This window comes from Citrobacter sp. C1, assembly GCF_014596895.2.
In the GTDB taxonomy this organism is placed as follows: Bacteria; Pseudomonadota; Gammaproteobacteria; order Enterobacterales; family Enterobacteriaceae; genus Citrobacter; species Citrobacter gillenii.
This window is the reverse complement of sequence record NZ_CP115037.1, coordinates 80,495-107,458: the sequence shown is the minus strand read 5'-3', so window position 1 is coordinate 107,458 and position 26,964 is coordinate 80,495. Positions and strand designations below refer to the sequence as shown.

Below are 26,964 nucleotides of genomic sequence, written 5' to 3'. Positions count from 1 at the left end.
TCCAAGTGTCTCTTTTTATTCGACCGCTTTCGTGGCCTTTGCTGATTACAGTGGATAGTAGCACTCATCACAGCGGTTATCCTACCGTCTATAGTGGTTTTTCTACTCTCTACAGTGGTTGGTTTGCTCTTTATAGTGGCTGATCTTCTCTCTATAGTGGGTATCGATCACCTCTAAGGCCATGCGGCACAACGGTTTGCGGGATGCGGGGATCTTTTTGGGTCTTTGAGGGTCTCTTTGGTTCTCTTTGGGATCTGAATTACTGGATCGGGCCTGTGTATAAAAATCAGGTAATTGCAAAACCAGCCATCACTCCCCTTCTGGGGATAATGTGTGGTCGAAACAAACACGCCTGAACGCAAATCTTCCAGTATGTCTATGAATATCAGCTACCTGCCTTAGAAAAACAGGCACTGAGTTATCCAGTTAAGACAATGTCTCCTACTCACTACAGTGGATACCGACCACTCTCCAGAGAGGTTGTTTTGCTCTTCATAGCGGTTATTATGCTCTCTACAGAGGTTACTTTCCTCCCCATAGTGGATAGTAACCCCCTCTCAGGCCAGTAACCGCAACGGCTGGAGACGATCGGGGATCTCTTTTGATCTTCTGTAGGATCTCTCTGGGGATCTAATTATTGGATCGGTCCTGTGAATAATGGGTATAAGTAAAACAGGCATTTGCAAACATCGGTGCGCCTTGTCAGTTATCGTTGCCCCGGACAAAACTATTTGAATAAGAATTATGGATCTCAAACGCACGCGCTGGGTTCGCCGTCTTGAAGATGGCTCCTACACCATTGAATCGAACACTAGCCTGAACAAACAGAAGTTGCTCTGCGACCTGTGCGGCATTGCGTCGAAGTGCCCGATTAACGAAACCCGGCTCAAACTCCACGACGCCGGTGCGCACTTCCACCTGAACAGCTGCATACGTTACGTGCCACTGCTGGCATTTCGTAAACCGATCATCGGATTGGACGCTCCCTACTTCAACACACTCCGCTCTGGTGTAACATGGCGGGACCGGGTCGAGCCTGGCAAACTCGTTTGTCTGGTTGAGGCTGATACTGGAAATATCATCCGATTCGGGAGAGTCGATAAGGTCTACTCCGGCCCGGTGGATGAGATGCTGCGAAAACACAGCCGGTTTAACCATCTCTGCATGGGCGGAGAGAAGATCGAGAAGGTTGGCGAAGTGATCCGCAAATCCTACGGACACTTCCTGAACGACGACAGCCTTCTCACGGCCATCTACATTCGCCATGTCGATCGGGAGTTCGATACGGAGTATCACAGTGCTGAAGAGTTGAATCTTGTCGACCCTCGCCCAAAAGCTGGGGTAATCGACATCAGCGTTGCGCGTCAGAAGCCCTCTGAGACGTTTTAAACGTAAACTCATGGTTTTACCGGGGCATAAAATATGGTGTCTTAGAAAGACACTGAGAGCTTTAGGGATTAATACATGAGTGAATTTTATTCAAGGGCAGCGACTGTGGCAGACATGCCATTTATCATGGGTGAGTTCGAAGACGGCGCACGCAAGGGTCACTTCTACGAAGAGATCCTCACATCAAAGGGGGGTAAAACCTTTGAGAAGCAGACCAGGCTGGCAATCAAGACGAACGAGCAGGGTCAATACTCCGGGCATTATATCTACATCCTGCTGCGCCGTTCTGATGACAAAAAAGCTGGGCTAATTTGGTTCTGTGCCGCACTCGATCCAACCGGTGCGCCACGACTTGAACTCCGTGCCGTCAGTATCGTCAAAGAACTACGCGGGAAAGGCTATGGGTCAATGCTGGTGTCAGACATGATCGATTCAAACCCGAGCCAGCCGATGATGGCGAAGTGCTACGTCAAATCCTCGCAAATGGCCGACATGCTAAAACGCAGAGGTTTTCACCTTTTCGACACGTCCCCCAAAGGCACGCAGATGCTGTTTCGCGATCCAAAGTAAAAAGCACCCCATATGAGGTGCTTCTGAAGAATTAATCGCAAGTTGTTTTACCAGTGCCGTCTGGGTATACGATGGATTCGCACGACTTGCCGTCCAAGAAACTGTAGCTGCGAATAGTGCCGTCCGGATCGCGTTCTGTGTAGGACTCTAGCTTATTCGGATCAGCGTTCTTACGGCGCACTTCTTTCAGCTCATATTGGGCCTTGTACATCTCCTTGTAGGCTTCCTCTATGCGCTTCATCTTGATCTCCTTTGCCTCTTTGCTGCCGAGATAAGCGGCCATTTCAAGATCACAGTTGAAACGGATTTTTGGGAATGAAGGCGCGTATTTACCCATGACTTTGGTTAAATCATTGTCGTTGGAGACATAATAGGCATGGCTTCCACACAATTTGTCGGCTCTGTCCTGGGCAATAGCTACGCTTGAAGTGGAGTAAATATCAACGTACCCGCCAGCTGACTTTTCATCTTGAGGCGGTTTTGGCACGCACCCGATCAGAGCAATGGCCATCGTCCCAATAATTACGCGTTTCACCGTCCGTTCTCCTTTTTCGTTTGGTTGTCATCATTGAGTGACTGCGATTATAGAGTGGCTTGTAACATTTAGTAATCTTTACCGCTTCATAAAATAGGTATTCACTTACTTATATATTTTGTCATAATAATGTGCCTGTAGATTTTCTTATGTGCCGTGTTGTCTGGGTTTTTCGCCTCTTAAACACGCTTAACATCTGTATCAAAATAACCACAAAGGAAAAGACACATGACATTGCCATACGGGGTGATATCAGATCCCCATTATCATCGTTGGGATGCTTTTGCGACAACAAACGCTGACGGGCTGAACTCTCGACTGGAGATCCAACTGGACGCCACGAAAGAAGCTGCCAAAGCCATGAAAGCTGCGGGCTGCAAGCACATGCTGGTGGCTGGTGATACTTTCCATGTTCGTGGTGCTATCTCGCCTTCCGTCCTGCATTTCGTGACAGAAACTTACGAGTGGATCATCAAAGAGTTGGGCCTCGAAGTGGTTATGCTGGCTGGCAACCACGACCTCGAAACCAACGATTCCGTATACAGCGCCAATGCAGCGGCCTCTCTGCGCTCAATCGGTCTGGAAATCGTCTGCGGCAAACGTCCTCACTCCATCAAAATGGGCGACGTTACCGTCCACCTGATTAGCTGGCGCAATAACCACGCAGAGCTTATCAGCGACCTCAAAACACTGCGTTCCGGGCTGGATGGCGACAACCATGATGTCGTTGTGCATACCTCGATCAACAAAGCGATCCCCACCATGCCAGATGTCGGCATCGACGCACAGGAACTGAAAGATATCGGCTTCCGTTTGTTGCTGTCTGGACACTACCACAACCACAAAGAAGTGCTGCCTGGAGTGGTTAGCATCGGGGCGCTGACGCACCAAAATTGGGGCGATGTTGGCTCGCTGGCTGGCTTCATGATCGTCAACCCTGACGGCACATTCACCCACCACGAAACCTCCGCACCCAAGTTCGTCAACCTTGAGGACGATGTGGAAGATGACCAAATTCGCGGTAACTACGTGCGCTTCCGTGCCGTTGTTGAGAGCGATGAAGAAGGCATCAAACTCCAGAACGTCCTGAAAACAATGGGCGCGAAGGGTGTCGTCTGCAACTTCATCCGCAAGGCATCGATGATGGAAGGCACTGCCAGTACTGCGGAGACCAGCAAAATAGACAGCCTGGGCGAGTCCGTCGCGGCGTACTGCAAGATCGTTCACGACACTGACGGCGGCTTCGACCTGAGCAAGCTGGACATGCTGTGTCAGGAGATCCTGACCGAAGCGGAGAGTGCGGAGGCAGTGTGAGAACGAGCCATTCTGGCAGCTTTCGGGACTTCATCTCCACGATGAAAAGACTTGAACGAGGCCAGACGGTGATGTTCCACAAGCCCTACCCACCCAACGGAAACCCTGTGGCGTTTTACCTGGGGAGACTGAGCAAACAAGGCGTACTGAAACGCAGGTCTTTCCCGGCCCACACAGAGTTTCAACTGCGAAAAGGCCAGCATTTGAATCAAAAAGTTAGAGGCAAAGTATGAAATTTCTAAAGCTCCAGGTTGAGAACTTCATGGCGTTAGCCAGCGCCGAAGTTGAGTTAGACCAACGCGGTCTGGTGCTCATTCAGGGTGTTAATAGTGGAGATTCTTCTGCTGCCAGCAATGGCGCGGGCAAATCGACTTTGATGAACAGCCTGATGTGGTGTCTGTATGGCGAAACTGCGCATGGCGTCAAAGGTGACGACGTGCTGTCTACAGGTCACGAGAAAAACTGTCGTGTGATGGTGACTGTTGAGGATGAAGGAAAGCGTTACGCCATCATTCGCCACCGCAAACACAAAGAGTTCAAGAACCGGCTGATCGTCCGTGGTGAAGACGGTGATATGACCAAAGGCAAAGACACACTGACGCAGGAGTTCGTTGAACGCCTGATTGGTGCATCCAAAGAGGTGTTCATGGCGTCCATCTACGCCAGTCAGGAAGCAATGCCAGATCTGCCGGGTATGTCTGACAAGAACCTCAAAACCATCGTTGAAGAAGCCGCTGGCGTCGACCGGTTAACGCGAGCCTATGCCATTGCTCGCGAGCGTGCTAATGCAGCTGCCGCACGCATGGATGTTACAAAATCCAAAATGGACGCCTGTCTCACGCTTATCGAGACCGCGCAGTCAGAGATTGAGGCGGCCAAAGCGTCCTCTGATAGTTGGGAACGCGATCGCGGCGAACGTCTGGACAAGGCCCGTGTCGATTTGGCTGGCGCGGAGGTAACGCTGTCTGAAGTCGTGATGGAAATTCGCTCGCTGCCAGAACAGATCCGGGATACGGAAAACGCGATTGCTGGCGAACGCAGCAAGCTGGCCTCCAAAGAAGAGCATGACGCCAAACTGCTGAAGGTGCGCGGTGCGATTGCGGAGATCCGCTCAAGCATCCGCACTTCAGAAGCGGCACAGAACGAGTCGATGAACCGTGCTCGCTCGTTTAAAACCAAAGCAGAAGAGGTTGGCACAAAGGTCGGAGCACCTTGTGTTACGTGCGGAAAGCCCTACTGCGAAGAAGATTTGTCCACCGTAAAGGAGAGTTTCATTGAACAAGCGCGTAATGAGATCGGCCAGGCGCAGGCATCAGCAGCGGCAGTGGCTCAACACAAAGCTCGTCTTGAGAAAGCGCTCGGCATCGAGTCTGCACTGGTCTCAGCCACACCCGACGTCTCAGAAATCATCGCCAGAATCGAACGCCTGACCAATGAGCTAAGTGCGCTGCGTCATCGCGAACGTGAAGTTGTGGCCGTCGAAGCGATGGTGGCGCGGGCGCGTACCGACATGAATCGCATTATGGCAGAGGTAAACCCATTTCTGGCCGTTATTAAGCGTCATGAAGACAACCTGGCTGCCAATAAATCTAATCATGCAGTACTTAAAAATGAGTTAAAGAGTATTCAGGAACAGGCTCTGTTGCTGGAGAAAGCTCGCCAGGTTTACTCCCCAGCTGGTGTGCGTTCACACATCCTGACCTCTGTTACGCCTTTCCTGAACATCAGAACTGCGGAGTATCTCAACACGCTGTCGGACGGCAACATCGTTGCCGAATGGTCGACAATGGAGACAACGAAGAAAGGCGAGTATCGCGACAAATTCAATATCAGCGTGACCAAAACAGGCTCCAGCAAATCCTTCCAGACGTTGTCTGGTGGCGAGAAGCGTAAGGTACGCATTGCGTGCTCTCTTGCCTTGCAGGATCTGGTTGCCAGTCGTGCCAGTAAGAATATTGAGCTGTTTATCGGCGATGAAATTGACGACGCGCTCGACACTGCCGGTCTGGAGCGTCTCATGGGGATTCTGGAAGCCAAAGCGCGTGAACGCGGCACAGTGATGATCATCTCCCACAAAGAGATGAAATCGTGGTTCCGGGAAACCATCACAGTCGAAGTCAAAGAGGGTCGCAGCTATGTCGTTTAACTTGAGCCGCACGCAGTTTTTGCAGATGTTTGCCGTGATGCAGTCTATAAAGCTGATAAACCACCATACTGCAAAAGCAGCTGCGCCTGCACTTTTGTGGAAAAACGAAAACATTAATGACGACCAGTTCGCGGTATTAACCAGTCTGTTGTCATCGACCCCGATGATGCCGAGTTTGTCTACGCTGCCGTCAGGAAGCACTGCGCCGATCCTTATTAATCCATTTACGGAAGGTGGATATCTCCCACATTCTGGGCCGGGGTTCGTTGTGATTCCTGAAACCGGAACGCTGAACATCCAAGAAAATGCACTCTTCAATGCAATGGAGACGCACATCAGCACCGCATTCACTAATCTGATTCGACACGCTAACGCACGCGCGGATCACGTTGGAATGCCGGGTGCTGCCTTCGCCAGCTTCTCTGTTGACTATGACCGGCACGCGCCAATTTCAAAGCGGGCGAAACTCTGCTTTTACGAGGAGGGATGTGAAGTAGCGATTATTGAAGTTCTTCTCCCCCATGTATTCAGCGCGAATGAAACGGCTGCACACCATCTGATCGACATCATGCGGCATTTCATCGGCCAGAGCATGATCGATACGGACATTGCTGCAGGCGTTCTAACCAACGATAGCATTCACGTTGTTAGCGACATTCCGAAGCCGCCAACTCGCGAGCCGGAAAAGACACTTGAACAGAAACTAATGGAATGCCCAACCTGGGCTACGTGGTAAGGAGACCAAAAATGAGTAAAACCATTCGTGTGGTCGGCGTCGACCCTTCAATGAGCAACTTTGGCCTGGCGATTGGCACGCTGGATCTGGAAACGGATAAGCTGGACATTCATGGCCTGACATTGGTGGAAACCAAAGCTGGCGGCAACAAGAAGACGGTTCGCGTAAACAGCGACGATCTGCGCCGCGCTAATGAAATCTGGCGTACCGCCAAGCCCATAATCGAGCAGGCTCATATGGTGTTTTGTGAATTGCCGGTTGGTAGCCAATCGAGTCGCTCTCAGACCTCATACGGCATTTGCATTGGCGTACTGGCGTGCGTGGATAAGCCACTTATACAGGTCACGCCAAACGAGATTAAGCACTATGTTGGGAATAAGCTGACCACGTCGAAGGAAGAGATCATTCAGTGGGCTACGCAGAAGCAGCCAAACGCCCCGTGGTTGCGCCGTAAGCAATCTGGTAAGGAAGTGCTGGTGAATAAAAACGAGCACCTTGCGGACGCTGTCGCGTCGATTTACACCGGTATGCAAACAGATCAATTCCGTCAGGTTCGCGATGTTCTTGCAGGAATTTTATAAGTCGGTAATTGATAGGTAAGTACTTATCTATTAACATGAGGCCACTATATTTAGTGGTCTTTTTTATTGGGTGATACATGATAAGCATCGTAAAACGTAACGGTTCCACTGAGCCGTTGTCAGAGGAAAAATACAACCGCGTTGTGATGTGGGGAGTCGAAAACATTCGCAACGTTAGCGCGTCTGCTGTCGCTATGGGCGCTGCTGCCAGCATTTTCGACGGAATGACCACCTGCCAGCTGCATGAGGCGCTGGTAAAGTCCGCTGCCGATCTGATCTCTCCGGAAACCCCGAACTACTCGCAGGTTGCCGCGCGACTGAGCCTGTTCAAGATCCGCAAGGACGCCTTCGGGCAGTATGACTACCCGAATTTCTACAATCACATCGTCAGCAACGTCAGCCGTGGCGTTTACGATGAAGACCTTCTCAAGTACTACTCTCAGGAAGAAATTGCCGAGCTGGGCGTGTACATCAAGCCTAAGCGCGACGAATACTTCGGCTATGCCGCAACCGTGCAGCTGGCGAGCAAGTATCTCGTTCAAAACCGTGTAACTGGCGCTATCTACGAAGGGCCACAGCAACTCTACATGCTGGTAGGCATGTGCCTGTTCCAGAATTGGGAAGATGGCTGCGCCGGTAAGACGCGTCTGGAGATGGTTAAAGGCTTCTACGATGTGACCAGTACATTCAAACTGTCTCTGCCAACGCCAATTATGGCCGGCGTGCGCACCCCTACTCGCCAGTTCTCCAGCTGCGTGCTGATTGAAGCTGCTGATAGTCTGAAAGGGATTAGCGCTGCGTCTTCCGCAATCATCGACTACGTGTCACGTCGCGCGGGCATTGGTATTGGCTTTGGGCGTCTGCGTGCGCTGGGAAGTGAGATCCGCAATGGCGAGGCCACCCACACTGGCGTTATTCCATTCCTGAAACACTTCCAGACGGCGGTGAAATCCTGCTCTCAGGGCGGTGTTCGCGGCGGCGCTGCTACAGCGTTCTATCCGATCTGTCACTTGGAAGTAGAAAGCCTGCTGGTGCTGAAAAACAACCGTGGCATTGAAGAGAACCGCGTTCGTCATCTCGACTATGGCGTGATGATTAACCGTCTGATGTATCGCCGCCTGGTGCGCAACGAAAACATTACGCTGTTCAGCCCACACGATGTGCCGGGCCTGTACGACGCGTTCTTTGTTGATCAGGACAAGTTCGAAGAGCTGTACCTGAAGTACGAAGCCGACGAGAGCATCCGTAAGAAATCTATCCCGGCCGTCGACCTGTTCTCTACGCTGATGCAGGAGCGTGCCTCTACTGGTCGTGTTTACATTGCCAACGTCGACCACATGAACGATCACGGCGCATTCGTTCCGGAAATTGCACCGGTACACCAGTCCAATCTCTGCATGGAGATCACGCTACCGACCAAGCCACTGGCGTTCACTGACGATTCGAACGGGGAAATCGCGCTTTGCACTCTGTCTGCGTTTAACCTGGGCGCGATCCGCACGTTGGACTCACTGAAAGACGTGGCGTTCTACGCTGTGGCGGCACTGGACTCTCTGCTCGACTATCAGGACTACCCGATGGCTGCTGCAGAAATCCCGGCTAAAGCACGTCGTAGCCTGGGCATTGGCGTAACCAACTTTGCCTACTATCTGGCGAAGAACGGTTTTAACTACTCTGACGCTGCGGGCAACCAGCTGGTGCATGAGACCTTCGAAGCCATTCAGTACTACCTGCTCGATGCGAGCTGCCGACTGGCCGAAGCGAAAGGTGCATGTGACTGGTTCTCCCACACCAAATATGCACAGGGCCAGCTGCCAGTCGACCACTATCGCAAAACGCTGGATACCAACCCGGAGACCTCTTTCGAGCTGAAAATGCCGTGGGAAGAGCTGCGTGGCCGTATCCGTGAGCATGGTCTGCGTAACTCCACTCTTACAGCGCAAATGCCGTGTGAGACGTCCAGCCAGATCACCAACTCCACCAATGGTATTGAGCCGCCCCGCGGCCCGGTGTCCGTGAAGTCTTCAAAAGACGGCATCGTGAAGATGGTCGTTCCGGACTTCGCGCAACTGAAAGACCAGTACGAGTACCTGTGGGATATGCCGGATAACCGCGGCTATCTGACTAAGGTGGCCATTATTCAGAAGTTCTTCGATCAGGCCATCTCTGCGAACACCAACTACGACCCGACTCGCTTCCCTGGCGATAAGGTTCCAATGATGAAGCTGCTGGAAGACCTGCTGTTTGCGTATCAGCAAGGTGTGAAGACGCTTTATTACCACAACACGCGTGATGGCGCTGGTAAGCGTGATGACGACGATCAGGTGTCAGAACCTTCCGCTGCGAAGGTTGTTGAGCCAGAAGATGAGTGCGATGGCGCGTGCAAAATCTGATGAGCGTGGGGAGAAATCCCCACCTTTTCATTGAGTTGAGCACCTTGTTTAAACCAATAAGATAACAATTTGTTTAAAGCCACTCGATAACATTCAGAGGGAAACACATGACTTATTCTACTTTCCGTTTGGGCGCTAACGACGCAACGAAGGAACCTATGTTCCTCGGCCAGTCTGTCAACGTAGCACGCTACGATCAGCAAAAGTACCGTGACTTCGAAAAGCTGATTGAGAAACAACTTTCGTTCTTCTGGCGCCCTGAAGAAGTCGACATTACCACTGACCGCATCGACTTCAATACCAAGCTGCAAGAGCACGAACGCCATATTTTTCTGAGCAACCTGCGTTACCAGACGCTGTTGGATTCCGTTCAGGGTCGCAGTCCAAACGCAACACTGCTGCCGCTGATCTCCATTCCTGAGCTGGAGACATGGGTCGAGACCTGGTCGTTCTCTGAGACGATTCACAGCCGCAGCTACACGCACATTATCCGCGGTATGGTGGATGACCCGAGCATCGTTTTCGACGGCATCGTCACGGACGAAGAGATCATCAGCCGGGCTGTAAGCATCTCAAGCGAATATGACAGACTGTACGAAATGACCTGCGCTCGCCAGCATCTTGGCGAAGACGAATTTGAACGGCTGTATGTCAGCGAGTTTGATGGCAAGCCCTACCCTCTCCAGCGCCAGCTGTTCCGAACACTGGTGTCGGTGAATGCACTGGAGGCGATTCGCTTCTACGTGAGCTTTGCGTGTACGTTCGCCTTTGGTGAGCGGAAGCTGCTGGAGGGCAACACGAAGATCATGCGCTTTATCGCGCGTGACGAGGCTTTGCATTGCGAAGGTACTGAACGCATGATCCGCTTTATGCGTACCGGTCGTGAAGGTCTGATGTGGAAGATGATTGCCGCAGAAGAAGAGAGCTTCATCTATCAGACCATGATGGACGTGGCCGGGCAGGAAATGCGCTGGGCTGACTATCTGTTTAAAGACGGCTCAATGATTGGCTTGAATGCCGACATCCTCAAAAGCTATGTGAAATACCGCACCAACCTGGCAATGCGTCGTCTTGGGCTGCGACCGCTGTTCCCGGAAATCAAAGACGATCCACTGGTATGGATGAACAAATGGCTGCTGTCAGACACCCTGCAGATCGCTCCGCAGGAAGCTGAACAAAGCAACTACCTCGTTGGCCAGATTGACTCCGCTGTCGATCGCTCCGGCCTAAGCCAGTTCGCAGACCTTTAAGCCGAGTTTAACCACTTTGTGGCCTGGCGCTGCTGGGTCACAATTGACGTATCAAATGAAGTCCAAAGGAAAGAAAGAAGACATGAAATTTACGAAACTGACCGATCATCTGAAACTTGCCGCAGACAAACTCGTGGGATTTAAGCCAGAGCCTTACGAGTTGAATCCCGGTTTTGGCAAGGCAACGGAAAGCATCTACCTGATGGTTGACCAGTTCCACACACTGTTTCAGCACCCACGCCGTGCCATTCCAGATCCGGCACTACTGCGTCTGCGTGCCAAGCTGATCCACGAAGAAGCTGTTACCGAGGGCATCCCGGCAGCTAAAAACGGGGACATGACGGCGCTGCTGGATGCGATGGCTGACTTCCTTTACGTGGGCGTCGGCACAATGGTGGCCATCAAAGGCGGAATCTCTACGGGCATGAGCTACTACACCCAAGAGCAGAGTGTTGATCGCTTCATCCACACCATCATGGTTCCGGGCAACACGGTCTTTGACGATATGGCCATCCCGTTTGAAGAAGCAAAAGAAGCTGCATTAATGCTGAATGCGCTGGCTGACAAACTCGAAGCGAAGCCGATAAGCGATTCCGAATTGGTGCAGGAGCTGCGCCGCGTGATGAACAAAATCTACGTTGCCTGCATGATGACCTACCGCCTAGCTGATTTTCTCGGTATCGATATTGTTGAGCTGGTGGCAGAAATCCATCGTTCCAACATGACCAAGCTGTGGCCGGCTGACGCCGAAGAGCGTCGTGTGGCGGTAGAGAATTGCAAATACGACAAGGAAGATCTGGGCTTCCGCCACGCTGAAGGGACTGACATGATGATTGGCTTCAGAGTTTCTGATGGCAAGATCCTCAAATCCCCAACCTACAGCGATGTGGATCTGACTCGCTTTGTTGAGAAGGCGAAAGCCTCATTTCTTTACGAGATGGTAAAAAAATAATTGTAAGTATATACTTATCATTATATATTGCCTGGGCGTGTTTTATTGTCCAAGTTCTTAATTGCTCATTGCAATGGTGGCCTAAGAGCCACCATTTTTTTTACTCCCCTCCTAGCCTTACACACTTCTGACAGATAAACTTGTATAAAATAATATGTATGTACTTACTTATCTTGTGTGAGGTTGATTTTGTCTATCCTACTGAATCGAGACTTTACGAACGGTCAGTTTGCCAGTGGTTCGTATGCCAAAGTGGTTGAAACGGTGCTCAACACTGGCGTTCACGCGGGTGATCGCACCGGAACCGGCACAAAAAGCGTTTCATATGTCCCTTCCTACTACATGCTGACGGGCGGCTCTGTTCCACTTATCTCCGGAAAAGCCGTCAACCTGAAGCCGTTACTGGTTGAGCTGGAGTGGTATCTCAAAGGAACGGGCAACATCCAGTTCCTGAAAGACAATGGCGTCAAAATCTGGGATGCCTGGGCTGATGAAAATGGCGATTTAGGCCCGGTCTATGGCAAACAATGGCGTCGGTGGGAAGATACCCGCATCGTGAGCCATAGCGAGTATTTGAGCAAAATCGACACGTTCCGTGAGCGCGGGTACAAGGTCGAGGGGTATCTGGGCGTAAGTGAAGATCGCGTTGTGTTGTCCCGTGAAATCGACCAGCTACAGCGTATCGTTCACACGCTTCGCACCAACCCGACAGATCGTCGCATCCTGCTGAATGCCTGGAATGTTGGCGAACTGGAAGATATGAAGCTGCCGCCATGCCATTTCGTGTTTTCACAGTGGAGTCGCGAGCTGGACTTTGAGACTCGACTGACGATGGCCACCGACATTGGCATCCAGCACAACCGCCACGGCCACGAATCCATTTACACCCAGATGCTGTGTCTTCTGGAAAGAGATGGCGGCATTACTGAGAACATGCTGGACGAGCTGGGCATCCCGAAACGCATTCTGAACTCATGTCTGGTGCAGCGCAGCGTCGATACCTTTGTTGGTATGCCGTTCAACATCGCCGGTTACGGCATTCTCACCCACTTCCTCGCGAAGATCACCGGCCACATGGCTGGCGCATTCGTGCATTTTGGCTTTGACGTTCATCTCTACGACAACCACATGGAAGGCGTTGAGGAGCTGATGAAGCGCGAGCCGCCCAAAGAGTCCGACCCGGTTGTCATTTTTCCGCATGAATGGGCCGAACTGGACGACTTCAAATGGGAAGGTGTGCAGGTGTGCGGCTACAGCCCTCTTCCGTGGATCAAGGTTCCAGTGGCGGTGTGATATGGCCAGAGGGATGTATGTGTTGTGTGAAATTGAAGGTGTGCTGGCGAGAGCCAGCCATCGCAAAGCAGTGTCTGATGCGGATGCAGGCGCTCTCATTGCCGGTGATGAACTCATCTTTCCCACCAGCCGCATGTTGCGTGGTTTTGCTCGCTCCGGTGCTGAAGTGGTGCTTATCAGTAGTCGTCCGGAAGCGCTCGAAGGCCCAACCAAACGCTGGCTGAAGGACTTCGGCATTGATTATGACTGGCTCCACCTGGTTCCGCGCGGTGTCAGTTTTGAAACCCATATCAAGCGCACGCTGGCAGAGCACAAAGGCGACTTACTTATCGCCGCACTGGTTCATGATCCGCGTCTGCGTTCTGCGCTGGCAGATTCTCACCAGCGACCAACCATCTATGAGGTAAGCCAATGAAGATGATTGCAGCTGTCGGCCGCAACTATGAAATCGGTATTGGCAACGAACTTCCCTGGCGTTGCCCGACCGATCTGAAACTGTTCAAACAACTCACCAAAAACGCCACTGTCGTGATGGGACGCAAGACGATGGAAAGTCTCAAGCGCCCGCTGCCAGAGCGCCATAACCTCGTTTTGACGCGCTCTCGTGGGTATATCCCCAATGGTTTCTACCCCGCTGGCATCGATGACGTTTTGAGACTGCCAGATCCGGTCTGGGTGATTGGTGGCGGGCAGATTTACTCGCTCTTTATGCCACACGTAGAAGAGATCTGGCTGTCGCATATTGGCGTGGATGTGCCGGGCGCGGATGCGTTCTTCCCGGCGCCAATGATGCGTTCTTTAGGGTTCGTACCAGTCGAAACGGCTTATACCCAACGTGCAAATGAGGATGAGCCTGGCTTTTTGCAGATCGTATACAGAAGGTCGTAATGGATTACCGGATTGGAATCACTGGCGCACAGGGCAGTGGAAAAACAACCCTGGCAAGGTACATCGATGCGCATTATGGCATTCCGTATGTGGATGCCGGCGTTGGCAAGCTGATGAGCTGTCTGGGGGTGAAGGTTGGCGAGCGTTTGCCCCTTTACGAACGTCTTCAGGTTCAGATGGAGATTGCCAGACACATCGAGATGATCACCCGCGGCGTTGAAGGTTTTGTTATCGACCGCACGCCAGCCGATGTCATGGCTTATACGCTTGACCTGGTCGGCCAGACCAACGAAGACCGCTGCATCGAGCTGGCTCTCGACATTGAGCAGTTTTGCCACAAAGCGGCCATTTCCAACTTCAATGCTATCGCGGGTCTTCGCCCGGGCGTTGAGCTTTCCAGCAAAGATCTCGCGCGTCCCCAGCGAGGATCGCTTGACCGTCTCTATGTTGCTCGCATCGATGCACTTATGTGCGGTGAGCTGACGAAAATCAACACGCTTCCCCAAACCGGCGATCTGCAGGTGTTCGTTATTTCTGAAAAGTGCCGCACAGTTGAAGCGCGAGCCAGATCGGTATTGCGAGTGCTGGACAGAGCCGCTGAAAACATCGAGCGCCGTATAACAGGACGAGTGACCTTCCACTGAATGTTGCTCCCCTGTTGGGCAGTGTGACAATAAGACACGCGAAATGAATCGAGGAAAAACAGAATGATAGACGAACTTCCCCTCTCGGATGAATTAGATCGTAAAGCGATTGAAGCACTGATCCGCATTGCTGACGAACAATCCCGCTCTTTGATGAGTGAACGTGAAGCACGTCTGGCTATCCGCGCAGTGTTTGAGTCCGTTCAAGGGCTTGTTGGGGAAGAGGTTGGCGAAGCCATCAATGTGGCGATGTCGCAGTTCAATGGCGGCACCAAGCGCCCTCTGTTTCCTATGCACCTCAAACTCTCAGGCGGTACGGTTCTGTACGTGTCCGTTTGCCTGGAGACCAACCAAATCCAGATCCTCAACACATCAACGGGCGAATGGCGCGAGCCGGTCGTCTGCGAAAGTGGCGAGGACGCACTGAAAAAGGCTGCTCAGTTTGTGCGTGGCGCACTGCTGAAAGGCGCGAAGAAGCTGTAAGGAGTACGAATGACCACGATTGTCGGTGGCGTCGATATTGAGTCCACAGGGCTGGACTTCACATCCGGCCACAAAATTATCGAAATCGCGATAACCCGTTATGAACTGGAAACCCAGAAGCACATCGACAGCCTTGAGATGCGCTTCAACCCGCGTCGCAGTATCGATCCGAAGGCGCAGGCAGTGCATGGCATTTCACTGGAAGATCTGGCGACGGAACCGCTACTGGCTGACCACGCAGGCAAGATTGCTGCGTACATGGGCGCATGTAGCGCGTTAGTCGCCCATAACGGAGAGGCTTTTGACCTTCCGTTCATTCGCCACGAGTTCGGTAGCTATGGGGTGAAACTGCCAGATATCCCTCTGGTTGACTCCATGCTGGATGGCTTGTGGGCTACCGAGGATGGGAAGCGCCCACGCCTGGAAGAGCTGGCGTTCTCACTTGGGTTCACTTACGACCGTGAGAAGGCCCACAGCGCTCTCTACGATACTGACCTGATGATGCAGTGTTTCTTCAAAGCCCGAGAGAAATACGGCTTCTTCAAACTCCCATTCGAAAGCGCCTGATGGCGCTTTTTCTTTGCCTTCAGTTCTTCTAACTGCCTGTAATTATGACTTTTCCGCCTGATAGGTTTTGCCAGAATACGCTCAACCAAAACGCGGAAACGCACCAACGAAAACATAAGGAGTTAAAAATGAGCGCAGTTACAAACACTGTTAAAAACGATGACCTGGACGAACTGACTGCAATGTTGAAATCTCTCGACGAACCAGTGCAGAAAGCTGCGAAAATGAGCGGTGTCGACGAGATCGACGATCTTCTCTCTGGTCTGGATGATGCAATCGCAAAACCAGTAGAGGCGGTGGCGGATGAAGTCATGAATGCCAGCTCTACCGGCGATCTGAGTAGCGTTCTGGAAGAGCTTGAGATTGAGCACGAATCGGTGAAGGTCGAGGAACCAGAGCGTGACCTTGTTGCGGAGATAGTGAACGAGCCAGCGCCTGAACTTGACGCTCGAAGTACTGAGACTACCGGTACAGATCCAACCTCTTTACCTTCAGTGGCGTCAGAGCCTAAACCTGAAGAAGAGCAGCCAAAACGCCAGAAGGCAAAATCAGAGCGTACCCCGGCCAAACCTCGCTTCACGCTGGAAGGTAAGGACGAATCGTTCTATGCGACAGCCGGTCTGGAAAGTGAGAGCTTTACTGCCGCATTCGAAGGGGCGCCAGTCAAAGCGAAAGACAAGATCTTAAACCTTTTGAACTGGTTTAGTGGTGGGCCGGAAATCAGCGTCTACACGGTAATCGCAATGCGCCATATCCTTGACGCGAACACGGCGACCAGCAATAGCATTAAACTGGCGCTAATGAGCAACCCGGAGAAACCATATCCGCTCAACACCGCTTCGACTCAGGCTGGCCAGATGATGGCTGTGTTTCCAGCTACTGGCATTGCCACCAGGGAAGGTGGAAATCTAACCCTTAATAAAGAGTCGCCGATCGTCAAAAAATTCATAGCGGAGTATTCCATTGGATGATGTTCCCCTACCCGATATAAAGCCCCCTGAGAGCTTTAGGACGCTGGGTAAGCTAATTGCATACCCAGCATCGATAAAACGCGCCAGAGAGCTTCCCGTTTGCGAATCTGGCGCGTTCTTCTTTGTTTGCTATCCGTTGGATTAAATGAAAAAATAGGTAAGTATTTATCTATCAGAGCAAAGTAATGATCGCAGCCGAAAAAATCAAAAAGCGAGAGCGTGATGCCTCTCTTCGCGACCTTTGGCGCACACCGCAGTGGTTGTTTGTCGCCATCCAACGTTACATAGGCGTAAAGTTCGATGTGGACGTCGCCTGCAACAAAGATAATGCTCTCCTGCCGAACTTTATCGGTGTTGAGCGTGATGCGCTCAAGTGCAGCTGGGGAGAACCTGGCACTGTGGCGTTCCTTAACCCGCCCTACTCCAAAATCACCCCCTGGATAGACGCAGCCATTCGCGAGCAGGCGCGTGGAGTGACGACAGTCATGCTGATACCACAATCCCTCGATACGCAGTGGTACGAGCGTGCGGCTGAATGCGCCAACGAAACCGTCATCTTGTCTGGCGGCCGCGTGGCGTTCGTTGAGCCGGATGTTGAACTTGGGCTGGTGGAGGTGAACATCAACCCTGGTGGTAGCATGTTGCTTATCTTCCGTGGCTACTGTCAGGAAGCTGGGCACACCATCAGCAAGATACCGCTGGCGGTGATGAAAAAGCTGGGTGGTTATGATCCTGCCAATGTTGTCAGGAAGAAGAGACCACGTAAAAAGGCAGCGTAAACACCAGTCTGGGAGTTAGTTTGAGAACCTGCTTCCGTATATATAAATAACTAAGCACTAATTATTAATATATACAGACGCAGGCTTTTTAAGACGTGATTTCCAAACAACTCCCAGACCGTTTTACACCTCCAGAACCCACTGGAACCCCTCTCCAGACGCTCTAGAATCGATTTTATGAACCACAGTAAGGAAAACTATCATGGTATACCCGACGAACGTCGTAGCGCTCGTTGAGAGCGATTTTCTGGCCAAAGTGCGCGACATGATGAAAGATCGCGATAAGGCTTTCAGTCTCTACGAATGGTCGCTCAAGTGTCTTCATTCAGGCGAGCACAAAGAGCTGGTGGAGCAGCTGTTAGGGGAACTCATCAATGAGGTGTTTGCCCTGAACGTCCAACTTCATGGTCGAGAAAATAATCAATCGAAATAATCGGTAAGTACTTACCATTTAAAACGCAGATCGCCAGTGATAAAATCTACCCGCTTTCCGGATTGATTCCGGCAGCTCGACCTGATGGGTGGGGGATAGCGTCACTGGCGTCAGGTTTAAAAAGCTCACTACCAGCGTAGAACCGGCACCGTTTAGGGGTTGGGGAAGGGGGAACCAAAGTGAGCAGAGAGAAGGGTCACTTTATGATTGTCGAGTCTGGAGTATTTCGAGAGGTTGAATCCAGTGCTCCCCTTCATAAAGTGTGGGAAGATCTCGGTTCTGGGGTGCTGTCATCCATAACTTCCCAAGCCTAAGCTGGCAGTAGACTTAGGTCATAACTTTTCAGGTTATGTAACGACCAGGTTGGTGAGGAAATTTTGTACTCACCTCCCTGGGAGAGTATTACCTGAAAAGACAACCTCTCACTTCGTTCGAGGTGAACTTCACTCACTTCGTTCGTTCAGTTCAGGTTTTATTAAAACCTGTTCTGGGAAGTAAGTTTTTATTTTCTAGAAAATTTTTAATATTTACATGCACGCGTGCGAGGGAAAAAATCGCCCATTGTAATGTCTTCAATGTGCCAAAAGCGGAAGTTGAGCATTAGTGAGTGCTAATGGATATTTGTCATGGATGAGGAACGTCGGATCGTTACCAATAGACAAACCTCCACCCCAGGAATTATTTTATAAGAAAGAAATATTAATCCAAAAGGACCTGGTCAATAAATGCGCCGTAAAAATGTGAACGATTATCAAGCTTTTATCGCCGTGGCCCGAGAAAAAAGCTTCACTAAAGCGGCCGCTCAGTTAGGTGTCTCACAGTCGGCGCTGAGCTACACGGTGAGGACTCTAGAAGCTGACCTTGGTCTTCGTCTTCTTACCCGTACCACGCGTAGCGTTTCTGTGACTGAAGCTGGCGAGCGGCTACTTTCCCGTATAGGACCCCATTTTGACGAAATTGAAAGTGAGATAGCTGCGCTGAGCGGATTGCGAGAAAAACCAGCCGGTAATGTGCGTATTACTGCCGTTGAACATGCAGCCGATACAATTCTCTGGCCTAAACTCGCCCCGGTGATGCTTGAGTATCCCGATATCAACATTGAAATTATCAGCGAGTACGGACTTAAAGATATTGTCGCTGAACGTTATGATGCTGGCGTTCGGTTGGGCGAACAGGTCGATATGGATATGGTTTCCCTGCCTCTTGCCAAGGATTTCCGTTTTGCAGTGGTCGCAGCGCCCTCTTATTTCAAGCGAAAAAACCATCCGGTAACGCCTCGTGATTTAAAAGATCATAGCTGTATCAGATTACGCCTGCCCACTCATGGCGGATTCTATACCTGGGAGTTTCGTAAGGATGAGACGGAAATTAAGGTCCGTATTGATGGACGAGCGACTTTCAGCACAATAAATATGATGAGGCAGGCCGCTCTAGATGGGCTGGGACTTGCTTATCTGCCGCTAGATTCCGTGGAGAACTACCTTGAAAACGGGATGTTAGTCCAGGTGCTTACTGACTGGTGTCCACCGCGCCCTCCCTATCATCTTTACTATCCCAGCCGTCTACAACATTCTCCGGCATTTGCACTTGTGCTCGAAGCACTCCGTGCCCCATAACCTTTGAGCACTGTTTTTCCTGGTCCATATCGAACTCAGTTACTTATAACCCTATTAATAAAACCTCCTTCTAAGCCCATGCGAAATTAAGCATCTAATTTCTCAATACTAAAGAGATTAAGATGGCCGCTGAAACAATCCATGTTCTTTCAGCGGCCAGGGCCGCCATCATGTATATGAAGGAGTCTTGCAATGAGTAAAAAAACAGGTGGGTTAAGTCGCCGTAATTTTATCCTGACGAGTTCAGTGGCCTCAGCAGGATTACTGATGGCGGGTCATGCTTCAGCCCTGCTCTCACCTACCCCTCGTACATCTGGCACCACGACACACGTAGATGGCGTCACAGTCAGCAGCGTCCTGTTCCGGAACAATGAAATAATGATGTCCGGAAACGTCTACGTCCCTCCGGATTTCAGCGAAAACCGTCAATACGCTGCTATTGTCGTTGTCCACCCAGGTGGTGGCGTTAAGGAACAGACTGCTGGCCTTTATGCCCTAAAACTGGCTAAAGAAGGATTTGTCACTCTGGCGTTTGATGCCTCCCATCAGGGGGCCAGTGGCGGATTACCGCGCTTTATCGATGATCCCATGAAACGCGTTGTCGATTTCTATAGCGCAGTCGATTACCTGACGACTCTCCCTTATGTCGATAATAATCGCATTGGCGCATTAGGTGTTTGTGCAGGTAGTGGTATCACGGTTAAAGCGTCAATGACGGAACGTCGAATCAAAGCGCTGGCAACAGTCAGTGCCGTGGATGTCGGAGCGGCGACCCGTAAAGGCTGGGAGGGAACAACATCTGAATCTGAACTCATTTCGACTCTGGATGCTGTTGCTAAACAGCGTACAGCAGAAGCAGCGGGCGGCGCACCGGTTTATGTCAACTATGTACCCAAATTGGGTGATACCAGTGCACCAAAAGATCTTCAGGAAGCTGCGGACTACTATCTGACCGAACGCGGAAAATATCCGACTTCTACCAATCAAATGCTGATGACAAGTATCAGTACGCTGGCGTCTTTCACCGGATTTGAAGGGGCTGATGTCTATTTAACACAACCACTACTGATTGTAGCCGGTAGTAAAGCAGGATCGCTCTGGCACAGCCAGGAATTACACAACACTGCGGCCTCTGTCCAAAAAACGCTGCATATCATTCCGGGTGCAACACATATGGACCTCTATGATGGTCAGGGTGCAACGGTTGCAGCGAGTAAGCTGGCTCCTTTCTTCAAGAAAAATCTCGCATAGGTATGACTTTCCATGAAACAAACTCCACTACTTGAAAGATTTCCACTTGGAAAAGGTGTGACGCTGCGCAACCGTATTGTGATGGCCCCGATGACGACCTGGTCGGGTAATGATGACGGCACGGTATCTTATGAGGAAGAAGCATATTATCGTCGACGCGTTCAGGACATCGGGCTGGTCATTACTGGCTGTACACATGTTCAGGAAAACGGCATTGGGTTTACGGGAGAGTTTGCTGCGTATGACGACAAATTTATTCCCGGTTTAAAGCGCCTTGCTATTGCTGCTAAAAGCGGTGGAGCACCGGCAATCTTACAAATATTCCATGCAGGTGTGAAAACCAGCCCTGAACTGGTTTCGGATATTGTAGCCGCAAGCGCTATTCCCGGTGACGCCGGTCCTTTCGCACCGTCCGTTACCCCTCGTGAACTGACATGCACTGAAGTCGAAACTGTTATTCAGGATTTCGGGGAAGCAACTCGTCGTGCAATAGAAGCAGGATTTGATGGTGTTGAGTTACATGGTGCTCATGGTTTTTTACTTCAGAACTTTTTCTCACCTCATTCCAACCGTAGAGAAGATCAATGGGGCGGCTCCCTTAAAAACCGTATGCGTTTCCCGCTCAGCGTCATTGAGAGTGTGCGTAAAACGATTGCTGAGCATGCAACCGATCCCTTCCTGATGGGATACCGCATTTCACTGGATGAGCATTACGAAGATGGGTTGCGCATTGATGAGTCGCTTCAGCTGGTTGACCGCCTGGTCGATGAGGGTATTGATTATCTTCATGTATCACTCGGTAATGCACTTGAAGCCAGACCCGTTGATGCACCGAATGGCCCCAAAATCATCGAAATCGTGCGCGATCACCTTGCTGGACGTATACCTCTGATTGTTGCCGGGCAGTTGCGAACGCCAGAGCAGGCCGAGGATGCTGTAAAAGCAGGGGTATCTTTGACGGCAGTAGGTCAGGGTATGGTGATGAACCCAGACTGGGTTAAATTCGTTGATGGCAAAGCTGAAGGAAAAATTGCTCTCAGTATTGCTGCATCAGACGTAGAGCAACTTGCTATACCCCAGAAACTCTGGCGTGTAATTGAGGAAACGACTGGCTGGTTTAACATCCGTTAAATACGGCCTGGCCGTAATATGACAATTAGAATCAACTTGCCTGCATAACCTGGAAAGTTCTTACATGGCCGGATTTCGGGATTAACTGGGTGACGGCCATGTAAATTTTATCTTATTCCTTTAAATCCTCTTCACACTAAAGGAACATTATTTCAGGCATAACATCCGCTTTTCGCTCACAGCGGACCTTCAGCCCACTAAGCCCGACCGCGTCGAGTAATATGCGGACAGACTGTAGTGCTAACTGCATTGTAGCTGTGAGATTTCACCATCGATGGCTTCTATAACCTGTTTATAGCGCAGCATGACCTCTTCATGAATCATCATTAATCCGCGGCCGTACTCTGTGGCTAGGATTGTGTATCTTTTTAGGTGTGCAAGATGCTCTTTGTTGCCAGTAATGTCACTTGCAACCTGCGTGGAGTCCAGCCGTTCGATAAGTGCATTATTACCGCGATAGGAATCAATTAGGCTTCTTGCGCTTGTATAAAAAGCCACAATTTTTGAGAGTGTTTCTCTATGAACTTCAGGTAGGGATGCCGAATTGGCTTCATAGAACGTGAAGTAGTTTTGAGTAATGGGGAAAATGTTATCGAACGGTGAGTTCCGGTCGTATTTTTCGATTTCCTCTGCCATTCTGGCCTGATACAGTTTAATCAGTGAGTCTATTTCCTCTCTGACACCCAATAGCGTTGTGATACGCTTCTCTCTGGCCGCTGTTGCCTGCTGTTTTGCCTGCTGTTTCACTTGAGCTGTCACTCCTTTCATCGTGAAACACCCGCCTAAAAGAGCCGCTAAAAATGCGGAGATGAGATCTGAATATTCGTGCCAGAAGGCTAGCATGGCTAAAATTCCATTGGGTTAAATCATGTCTATTTAACCACATCATGATACGAAGATACCTTCCAAAATGTTGCCATGAACTCATCTGTTGTCGCCTGGGGTATTAGCACTGTGCTCTCTCGTTATCCAGGGCTTGGTCCAATCCTCTCTCATGGCAGATCTATTGAACGGCCAGCAATGATCGCCGCCTACTTCGCAGCTGATATGCCTCACAAGCGTGACATTGGATTTTTGGCACAAAATGATAAGTAAGTATTTACCTATTATTTAAAATCAAGTATCTTACCGTTCGTCAGGATGACGAAGTACCGGTTAGGTACTGTTCCAGGATGGAACGCCAAAAGGCGGCTGGCTTGGCCAGCCGCAACTCTTTCTGACACTGAATGGAATCCAAATGGCACGTCAAACGCCTTTCACTTCTTTCAATAAACGTCCCCGTTCAATTCGCCTGGTTCTGGCCGAGCTGTTTAGCGGTCGTGTTTCTGCACGCCTTGCGGAACTGGAAGAACGAGTGTTTGAGCTGGAGAAGCGCATTGATGCGCAAGCTACCGCCATAGCAAATCTGGGCGCGACAGTAGGCATGGAGAAGGTGCGTGATTCCGTCGCCTCTCGTGTGTTGCGTGAATCCCAGGCACACAAGGACAGTTCTCATGGAAAATTTTCAACGAAATCGACTGAAGCCAATGGCCTACGGAGTAATTTTAGCAACCCTGGCAGCGGTAGCCGTACCAGCCGGTCAGAGTCTGTTGATACCGGACACAACTACTTCCACCACAACCTTGCAGACGACACCCCTGCCAGAACGACCTCCTGTCTCTCTGGATGGGATGCTGCTGGACACGATTCCAGCTCGACCTGCAACTCCGGATCTTCCTTCTGCTGTGACTGAGGCTATTGCATGAAATGGAGCTTCCAGAAAGTCACCGCGATGATTGTTGGCCTGGCCATTTTTCTGCTTGGTGGCTGGATCATGAATCTGGTGAAACTCGTGAACGGTGGCGATCTGCAGTTTGATGCCGGAATGACACTTGCGCGTGTCGTGGGCATTTTCGTTGTACCGGTGGGCAGCATTCTCGGGTTCTTTTGATGCTGAATCCCTTTTCGGCACTGTTAAAACAAATTGTTTAGCTAATTAACCAATGAGAGTTAACAACAAGGGCCACTGACGGCCCTTTTTACACTGAATGGAGAATGTATGTTTGAGGCAACTGCACACACTCCCACCACTACAGGCTTACACGCCAAACCATCGATGACCAGTCAGGAGATCGCCGAAATGGTCGGCAGTCGCCATGACAGCGTAAAACGCACCATTGAAAGACTCGCTAAATCCGGCGTTATTACTTTTCCACCAATGGTGGAAAAGCCCACTGCCGGGCGTCCGGCTACGTTTTACTTGTTCGAAGCCGAACAGGGTAAGCGCGATAGCATCGTTGTCGTGGCACAGCTTTCTCCTGAATTTACCGCACGCCTTGTTGATCGGTGGAGAGAGCTTGAGTCCATGTTTGCCGACCGCGGAACGCCTGCTATTTCACGTACCTATAAAGAGGCTCTGGTTCATTTGTTACACCAGGTCGAGGAAAACGAGCGTCTGGAGAAAGAGAACGAAGCGTTAGGCGTTGCACTATCTAACGCAAAACCAAAAGCCATTCTCATGGACACCATTTGCGGCACTGCTGATGAGCTTTATGGGCTGAATGAAGCTGGTCGCATTCTCGGAACGTCCGGGGCTGTTCTGGGTGCGCTGATGGACTCGCTGGGTGATGTGTACGTTAAGCGCAAATACACCACTGTTAATGCCGTTTCGCTGTTTTTTACAGCATTACTGGAAGGTTTCAATTATCGCTTTTGTCCGGTCTGGGATAAGGCGCTGGATACGCTTATTGAGGAAGGAACGCTGCTTGAGGTGCGAAATGGGATCGCGCTGTTTGAACGCGACGCCCAGCTATATGAAGTTTTCGTCGGGGCTGGCTTCAACCACTTCGGGCATCTTATTAGCTTGAATACCAAAGCCATCGACGAGAGCGTCATGCGCCGTCCGTCGTTCCGTGTAATGGATAAGCTGCAACGTCATGTAAATGCCGAATTACTCCGCGTAGCCAAAGAAAAAGAACGAGAGCTACAGACGATGATTGGATCGCTTATCGCTGAGTAAATGAAGGCCACTATTGTGGCCTTTAACAATTTGTTTTCTACCTTTTCTTATCTGTGAAAATAACTGCATCCAGAAAACAACGGAGTTAAGAATGTCCCGTATTTCCAAAGCCCATATGTTTGCCGCTGGCGCTCATGGCGGCGTTGGCCAGAAAAGAAAATATACCGGTGAAGACTACATCAACCACCCGGTTGCTGTCCGCGAGATTGTTGCCTGGCATGGTGGAACCGTAGAGATGCAGATCGCGGCGCTTCTGCATGATGTGGTTGAAGACACCCATGTCACCATAGAGATGGTTCGTGAGCACTTCGGTGAGCGCGTAGCCGAAATGGTTCTGGCCCTGACCAACATTGCCAGACCAGAAGACGGCAATCGAATACAGCGTTTCATCATCAACGTCCGGGAGCTGCAGCAAAGCCTCGACATGCAGACGCGCATGATCAAGCTGGCTGACCTGCTGGACAATACCTCTTCTATCGTGAGTCGCGACCCTGAGTTTTCAGCCATCTACCTCGCAGAGAAAGAGCTGATGCTGGCCGTACTCTTTGACGGCAAGGAGATTGGTGCCGATGCCGGTGTTGTCGAGTACCTGGAGAAAAAGGGCATTGACCATTCGTTGCTGATAAACGCCAGGGCGATGTTGACGAAAGGCATTGCCAGTCTGCAACCGGTACACACCAAACGTTATGAAAAACACAAAGCGCTGATCTGGAGCGCGTGGGAGGCTGCATGAAGGTCGAGAAATTAGATGTTCTTTCCTTTGTGCTGACGGATCTGGAACGTCTCGACCCGGTACGCGTAATGATTGAAAACTACGAGCCGGGTAAGGGAAGAGTCACCATAACCTGCTATGGGAAAGCGTGGACTGCCGCCTGGTTTGCGATGGGCGGTGATGATGTTCAGACATTTATTAAGCGAGTGAGTGATGATTACTTGATTGGATGCCTCGCCCCTCAACTGCGAAGTACGGTCGACGATGACAACGACGCAAATCTGATTTTCGTAAAGTCCGAAATCATAAAGTTGCGCAGAGAGAGGGAAATCGACGCAGAAACGGCCAGAAATATGTGGGACGAAGCTGAAAAAGCTGATGACGTAAAAGAGAGTTGCTGCTGTTTCGGAGTAGGTAACGAACTGCTGAGTTTGTTTGGCGATGATCCGTGGTATGCAGGCTGGCCAACGGTGCCAAATCCAGCATACCAATACCTTGAGCGTATTGTCAGAGCGGTACGTGATGGACTGAAAGTGCTTGACGATCAGTCGAGAGAAGCAGTCGGTTAAGTGATATAGTCAGGCGCTTTTGTATTTTTGGAGTGAATATGAAAAATATCCTACTGGCATCATTGTTGGTGGCATCGCCGGTCTCATTTGCAGCCAGCTTTGACTGCCAAAAGGCTTCGACAGAAATCGAACACAAAATCTGTGACAACGAACGCCTGTCAAAATTAGACGAACAACTTAGCGCAACCTATTCCAGCGCGCTCAAGGCTAACCCAGAAAATGCAGACACCCTAAAGACGGTTCAACGTCAGTGGATAAATATGCGTGGAAAACTCACTGATGATAAGGCTCTTGAGCTGGCTTATCTTATCCAAATTAATGGACTCAAGGGGTTGGATGGTTCGGCCAGCACAGCGGTGGTCAATGAGACACCGAAGCCGGTGCAGAAGCAGCCTGAAGTTCAGGAAAAGACAAGCAAGGCAGACGCAAAGCAGGCTAAGAGCGGTGATGAGCTAACTCTGGAGTCATTCCGAGCTAAGTATATTGAAGTTGACGGTGAATACTACAGCACGACATCCCTTCCCAGAGGGAGTTCGTTCTTATTCACCTGCGCCAGTCGCATTGCCGATGACCAAGTTAATGTCTGGAAGAAGTACGCAGCAAAAGAGGGCAAGATCGACCTTTTCTTTGAGCTTGAGACTCGAATACACACCGCGATGCTGAATGCCAATTTTCAGAAGCTGAATAGTGATTTAACTAAAACAGGCATTTGCGATCTGATTACCGCTGTTCCGTAAGCCAGATAAGGCCACTATTTGTGGCC

The 26,964-nt window shown here is 50.7% G+C and carries 29 protein-coding genes and 1 pseudogene; 28 read left to right on the top strand and 2 right to left on the bottom strand.

Annotation, left to right across the window (positions count from 1 at the left end; all coding sequences use genetic code 11):
• Positions 1-744: 744 nt before the first annotated feature.
• The gene (locus IB214_RS25400; RefSeq protein WP_004110025.1) at positions 745-1,389 is read left to right on the top strand and encodes a hypothetical protein; all 645 of its coding nucleotides are present in this window, start codon (positions 745-747) and stop codon (positions 1,387-1,389) included.
• Between the two features lie 75 nt (positions 1,390-1,464).
• Positions 1,465-1,959: a GNAT family N-acetyltransferase gene (locus IB214_RS25395; RefSeq protein WP_049002212.1), complete on the top strand. Its 495-nt coding sequence runs from the start codon at positions 1,465-1,467 to the stop codon at positions 1,957-1,959.
• Between the two features lie 31 nt (positions 1,960-1,990).
• Here the strand turns inward: IB214_RS25395 and IB214_RS25390 are convergent, their stop codons facing one another.
• Positions 1,991-2,494 carry a hypothetical protein gene (locus IB214_RS25390; protein WP_072105604.1) on the bottom strand — a complete coding sequence of 168 codons (504 nt, stop codon included), beginning with the start codon at positions 2,492-2,494 and terminating at the stop codon, positions 1,991-1,993.
• Positions 2,495-2,722: 228 nt separating this feature from the next.
• Between IB214_RS25390 and IB214_RS25385 the strand changes: the two genes are divergently transcribed.
• From IB214_RS25385 to IB214_RS25290, 20 genes are all read left to right on the top strand, one after another.
• The gene (locus IB214_RS25385) at positions 2,723-3,808 is read left to right on the top strand and encodes an exonuclease SbcCD subunit D (RefSeq protein WP_072105603.1); all 1,086 of its coding nucleotides are present in this window, start codon (positions 2,723-2,725) and stop codon (positions 3,806-3,808) included.
• Entirely contained in the window at positions 3,763-4,041 is a 279-nt protein-coding gene (locus IB214_RS25380; RefSeq protein ID WP_235836561.1) for a hypothetical protein, read from the top strand. Before IB214_RS25385 ends, IB214_RS25380 begins: the two co-directional genes overlap by 46 nt.
• Positions 4,038-5,954 (top strand): AAA family ATPase, encoded by a 1,917-nt coding sequence (locus IB214_RS25375; RefSeq protein ID WP_072105602.1) that lies wholly within the window; start codon positions 4,038-4,040, stop codon positions 5,952-5,954. Before IB214_RS25380 ends, IB214_RS25375 begins: the two co-directional genes overlap by 4 nt.
• The gene (locus IB214_RS25370) at positions 5,944-6,690 is read left to right on the top strand and encodes a hypothetical protein (protein ID WP_072105601.1); all 747 of its coding nucleotides are present in this window, start codon (positions 5,944-5,946) and stop codon (positions 6,688-6,690) included. Before IB214_RS25375 ends, IB214_RS25370 begins: the two co-directional genes overlap by 11 nt.
• 11 nt (positions 6,691-6,701) lie before the next feature.
• Entirely contained in the window at positions 6,702-7,271 is a 570-nt protein-coding gene (locus IB214_RS25365; RefSeq protein ID WP_004110012.1) for a hypothetical protein, read from the top strand.
• Between the two features lie 77 nt (positions 7,272-7,348).
• Positions 7,349-9,664, top strand: coding sequence for a class 1a ribonucleoside-diphosphate reductase subunit alpha (gene nrdA / locus IB214_RS25360; protein ID WP_072105600.1), 2,316 nt, complete (start codon positions 7,349-7,351; stop codon positions 9,662-9,664).
• Between the two features lie 107 nt (positions 9,665-9,771).
• Positions 9,772-10,914, top strand: coding sequence for a class Ia ribonucleoside-diphosphate reductase subunit beta (gene nrdB / locus IB214_RS25355; protein ID WP_002231164.1), 1,143 nt, complete (start codon positions 9,772-9,774; stop codon positions 10,912-10,914).
• Positions 10,915-10,996: 82 nt separating this feature from the next.
• Positions 10,997-11,866 carry a phosphoribosyl-ATP pyrophosphohydrolase gene (locus tag IB214_RS25350; protein WP_131352132.1) on the top strand — a complete coding sequence of 290 codons (870 nt, stop codon included), beginning with the start codon at positions 10,997-10,999 and terminating at the stop codon, positions 11,864-11,866.
• Positions 11,867-12,055: 189 nt separating this feature from the next.
• Positions 12,056-13,159, top strand: coding sequence for a thymidylate synthase (locus IB214_RS25345; protein ID WP_072105598.1), 1,104 nt, complete (start codon positions 12,056-12,058; stop codon positions 13,157-13,159).
• A gap of 19 nt (positions 13,160-13,178) precedes the next feature.
• Complete coding sequence (locus IB214_RS25340; protein ID WP_160859100.1) at positions 13,179-13,574, top strand: hypothetical protein; 396 nt, start codon at positions 13,179-13,181, stop codon at positions 13,572-13,574.
• A complete protein-coding gene (locus IB214_RS25335; protein ID WP_000781812.1) occupies positions 13,571-14,047 on the top strand; it encodes a dihydrofolate reductase in 477 nt (158 codons plus the stop codon). Before IB214_RS25340 ends, IB214_RS25335 begins: the two co-directional genes overlap by 4 nt.
• Positions 14,047-14,691: an AAA family ATPase gene (locus IB214_RS25330; RefSeq protein ID WP_063946405.1), complete on the top strand. Its 645-nt coding sequence runs from the start codon at positions 14,047-14,049 to the stop codon at positions 14,689-14,691. The genes IB214_RS25335 and IB214_RS25330 overlap by 1 nt, the downstream gene beginning before the upstream one ends.
• 63 nt (positions 14,692-14,754) lie before the next feature.
• Complete coding sequence (locus tag IB214_RS25325; protein ID WP_004109992.1) at positions 14,755-15,174, top strand: hypothetical protein; 420 nt, start codon at positions 14,755-14,757, stop codon at positions 15,172-15,174.
• 9 nt (positions 15,175-15,183) lie between these two features.
• Positions 15,184-15,741 carry a 3'-5' exonuclease gene (locus IB214_RS25320; protein ID WP_000208226.1) on the top strand — a complete coding sequence of 186 codons (558 nt, stop codon included), beginning with the start codon at positions 15,184-15,186 and terminating at the stop codon, positions 15,739-15,741.
• Positions 15,742-15,869: 128 nt separating this feature from the next.
• A complete protein-coding gene (locus IB214_RS25315; protein ID WP_063946406.1) occupies positions 15,870-16,712 on the top strand; it encodes a hypothetical protein in 843 nt (280 codons plus the stop codon).
• A 185-nt stretch (positions 16,713-16,897) separates the two neighbouring features.
• Positions 16,898-17,491: a phage N-6-adenine-methyltransferase gene (locus tag IB214_RS25310; protein ID WP_004109976.1), complete on the top strand. Its 594-nt coding sequence runs from the start codon at positions 16,898-16,900 to the stop codon at positions 17,489-17,491.
• Between the two features lie 202 nt (positions 17,492-17,693).
• On the top strand, positions 17,694-17,924 hold the full coding sequence (locus IB214_RS25305; RefSeq protein ID WP_000262979.1) for a hypothetical protein: 231 nt from the start codon (positions 17,694-17,696) through the stop codon (positions 17,922-17,924).
• 725 nt (positions 17,925-18,649) lie between these two features.
• The gene (locus IB214_RS25300; RefSeq protein ID WP_072105597.1) at positions 18,650-19,540 is read left to right on the top strand and encodes a LysR family transcriptional regulator; all 891 of its coding nucleotides are present in this window, start codon (positions 18,650-18,652) and stop codon (positions 19,538-19,540) included.
• Between the two features lie 192 nt (positions 19,541-19,732).
• Complete coding sequence (locus tag IB214_RS25295; RefSeq protein ID WP_072105596.1) at positions 19,733-20,791, top strand: alpha/beta hydrolase; 1,059 nt, start codon at positions 19,733-19,735, stop codon at positions 20,789-20,791.
• Between the two features lie 12 nt (positions 20,792-20,803).
• The gene (locus IB214_RS25290) at positions 20,804-21,922 is read left to right on the top strand and encodes an NADH-dependent flavin oxidoreductase (RefSeq protein ID WP_072105595.1); all 1,119 of its coding nucleotides are present in this window, start codon (positions 20,804-20,806) and stop codon (positions 21,920-21,922) included.
• Between the two features lie 240 nt (positions 21,923-22,162).
• Here IB214_RS25290 and IB214_RS25285 read toward each other — a convergent pair whose 3' ends face one another.
• Positions 22,163-22,765, bottom strand: coding sequence for a hypothetical protein (locus tag IB214_RS25285; RefSeq protein WP_131352147.1), 603 nt, complete (start codon positions 22,763-22,765; stop codon positions 22,163-22,165).
• A 394-nt stretch (positions 22,766-23,159) separates the two neighbouring features.
• On the opposite strand from IB214_RS25285, the gene IB214_RS25280 reads away from it, so the two are divergent.
• From IB214_RS25280 to IB214_RS25255, 6 genes and pseudogenes are all read left to right on the top strand, one after another.
• On the top strand, positions 23,160-23,654 hold the full coding sequence (locus IB214_RS25280) for a hypothetical protein (protein WP_024144956.1): 495 nt from the start codon (positions 23,160-23,162) through the stop codon (positions 23,652-23,654).
• 9 nt (positions 23,655-23,663) lie between these two features.
• Positions 23,664-23,852 carry a hypothetical protein gene (locus IB214_RS25275; RefSeq protein ID WP_000872126.1) on the top strand — a complete coding sequence of 63 codons (189 nt, stop codon included), beginning with the start codon at positions 23,664-23,666 and terminating at the stop codon, positions 23,850-23,852.
• Positions 23,853-24,017: 165 nt separating this feature from the next.
• Positions 24,018-24,347: pseudogene (locus tag IB214_RS25270) on the top strand (Rha family transcriptional regulator); the annotation flags it as partial.
• A gap of 664 nt (positions 24,348-25,011) precedes the next feature.
• Complete coding sequence (locus IB214_RS25265; RefSeq protein WP_072105592.1) at positions 25,012-25,653, top strand: HD domain-containing protein; 642 nt, start codon at positions 25,012-25,014, stop codon at positions 25,651-25,653.
• Complete coding sequence (locus tag IB214_RS25260; protein ID WP_072105591.1) at positions 25,650-26,201, top strand: hypothetical protein; 552 nt, start codon at positions 25,650-25,652, stop codon at positions 26,199-26,201. Before IB214_RS25265 ends, IB214_RS25260 begins: the two co-directional genes overlap by 4 nt.
• Before the next feature lie 38 nt (positions 26,202-26,239).
• Positions 26,240-26,938 carry a lysozyme inhibitor LprI family protein gene (locus IB214_RS25255; protein ID WP_072105590.1) on the top strand — a complete coding sequence of 233 codons (699 nt, stop codon included), beginning with the start codon at positions 26,240-26,242 and terminating at the stop codon, positions 26,936-26,938.
• Positions 26,939-26,964: the final 26 nt, after the last annotated feature.

Bases quoted from the DNA above. Each gene is read 5' to 3' on its own strand.
- IB214_RS25330 (WP_063946405.1), top strand. From the start codon at position 14,047: ATGGATTACCGGATTGGAATCACTGGCGCACAGGGCAGTGGAAAAACA.
- IB214_RS25285 (WP_131352147.1), bottom strand. From the start codon at position 22,765: ATGCTAGCCTTCTGGCACGAATATTCAGATCTCATCTCCGCATTTTTA.
- nrdB (WP_002231164.1), top strand. From the start codon at position 9,772: ATGACTTATTCTACTTTCCGTTTGGGCGCTAACGACGCAACGAAGGAA.
- IB214_RS25375 (WP_072105602.1), top strand. From the start codon at position 4,038: ATGAAATTTCTAAAGCTCCAGGTTGAGAACTTCATGGCGTTAGCCAGC.
- IB214_RS25395 (WP_049002212.1), top strand. From the start codon at position 1,465: ATGAGTGAATTTTATTCAAGGGCAGCGACTGTGGCAGACATGCCATTT.
- IB214_RS25305 (WP_000262979.1), top strand. From the start codon at position 17,694: ATGGTATACCCGACGAACGTCGTAGCGCTCGTTGAGAGCGATTTTCTG.
- IB214_RS25400 (WP_004110025.1), top strand. From the start codon at position 745: ATGGATCTCAAACGCACGCGCTGGGTTCGCCGTCTTGAAGATGGCTCC.
- IB214_RS25295 (WP_072105596.1), top strand. From the start codon at position 19,733: ATGAGTAAAAAAACAGGTGGGTTAAGTCGCCGTAATTTTATCCTGACG.
- nrdA (WP_072105600.1), top strand. From the start codon at position 7,349: ATGATAAGCATCGTAAAACGTAACGGTTCCACTGAGCCGTTGTCAGAG.
- IB214_RS25320 (WP_000208226.1), top strand. From the start codon at position 15,184: ATGACCACGATTGTCGGTGGCGTCGATATTGAGTCCACAGGGCTGGAC.
- IB214_RS25310 (WP_004109976.1), top strand. From the start codon at position 16,898: ATGATCGCAGCCGAAAAAATCAAAAAGCGAGAGCGTGATGCCTCTCTT.
- IB214_RS25265 (WP_072105592.1), top strand. From the start codon at position 25,012: ATGTCCCGTATTTCCAAAGCCCATATGTTTGCCGCTGGCGCTCATGGC.
- IB214_RS25290 (WP_072105595.1), top strand. From the start codon at position 20,804: ATGAAACAAACTCCACTACTTGAAAGATTTCCACTTGGAAAAGGTGTG.
- IB214_RS25385 (WP_072105603.1), top strand. From the start codon at position 2,723: ATGACATTGCCATACGGGGTGATATCAGATCCCCATTATCATCGTTGG.
- IB214_RS25275 (WP_000872126.1), top strand. From the start codon at position 23,664: ATGAAATGGAGCTTCCAGAAAGTCACCGCGATGATTGTTGGCCTGGCC.
- IB214_RS25365 (WP_004110012.1), top strand. From the start codon at position 6,702: ATGAGTAAAACCATTCGTGTGGTCGGCGTCGACCCTTCAATGAGCAAC.
- IB214_RS25260 (WP_072105591.1), top strand. From the start codon at position 25,650: ATGAAGGTCGAGAAATTAGATGTTCTTTCCTTTGTGCTGACGGATCTG.
- IB214_RS25370 (WP_072105601.1), top strand. From the start codon at position 5,944: ATGTCGTTTAACTTGAGCCGCACGCAGTTTTTGCAGATGTTTGCCGTG.
- IB214_RS25325 (WP_004109992.1), top strand. From the start codon at position 14,755: ATGATAGACGAACTTCCCCTCTCGGATGAATTAGATCGTAAAGCGATT.
- IB214_RS25300 (WP_072105597.1), top strand. From the start codon at position 18,650: ATGCGCCGTAAAAATGTGAACGATTATCAAGCTTTTATCGCCGTGGCC.
- IB214_RS25350 (WP_131352132.1), top strand. From the start codon at position 10,997: ATGAAATTTACGAAACTGACCGATCATCTGAAACTTGCCGCAGACAAA.
- IB214_RS25315 (WP_063946406.1), top strand. From the start codon at position 15,870: ATGAGCGCAGTTACAAACACTGTTAAAAACGATGACCTGGACGAACTG.
- IB214_RS25255 (WP_072105590.1), top strand. From the start codon at position 26,240: ATGAAAAATATCCTACTGGCATCATTGTTGGTGGCATCGCCGGTCTCA.
- IB214_RS25280 (WP_024144956.1), top strand. From the start codon at position 23,160: ATGGCACGTCAAACGCCTTTCACTTCTTTCAATAAACGTCCCCGTTCA.
- IB214_RS25335 (WP_000781812.1), top strand. From the start codon at position 13,571: ATGAAGATGATTGCAGCTGTCGGCCGCAACTATGAAATCGGTATTGGC.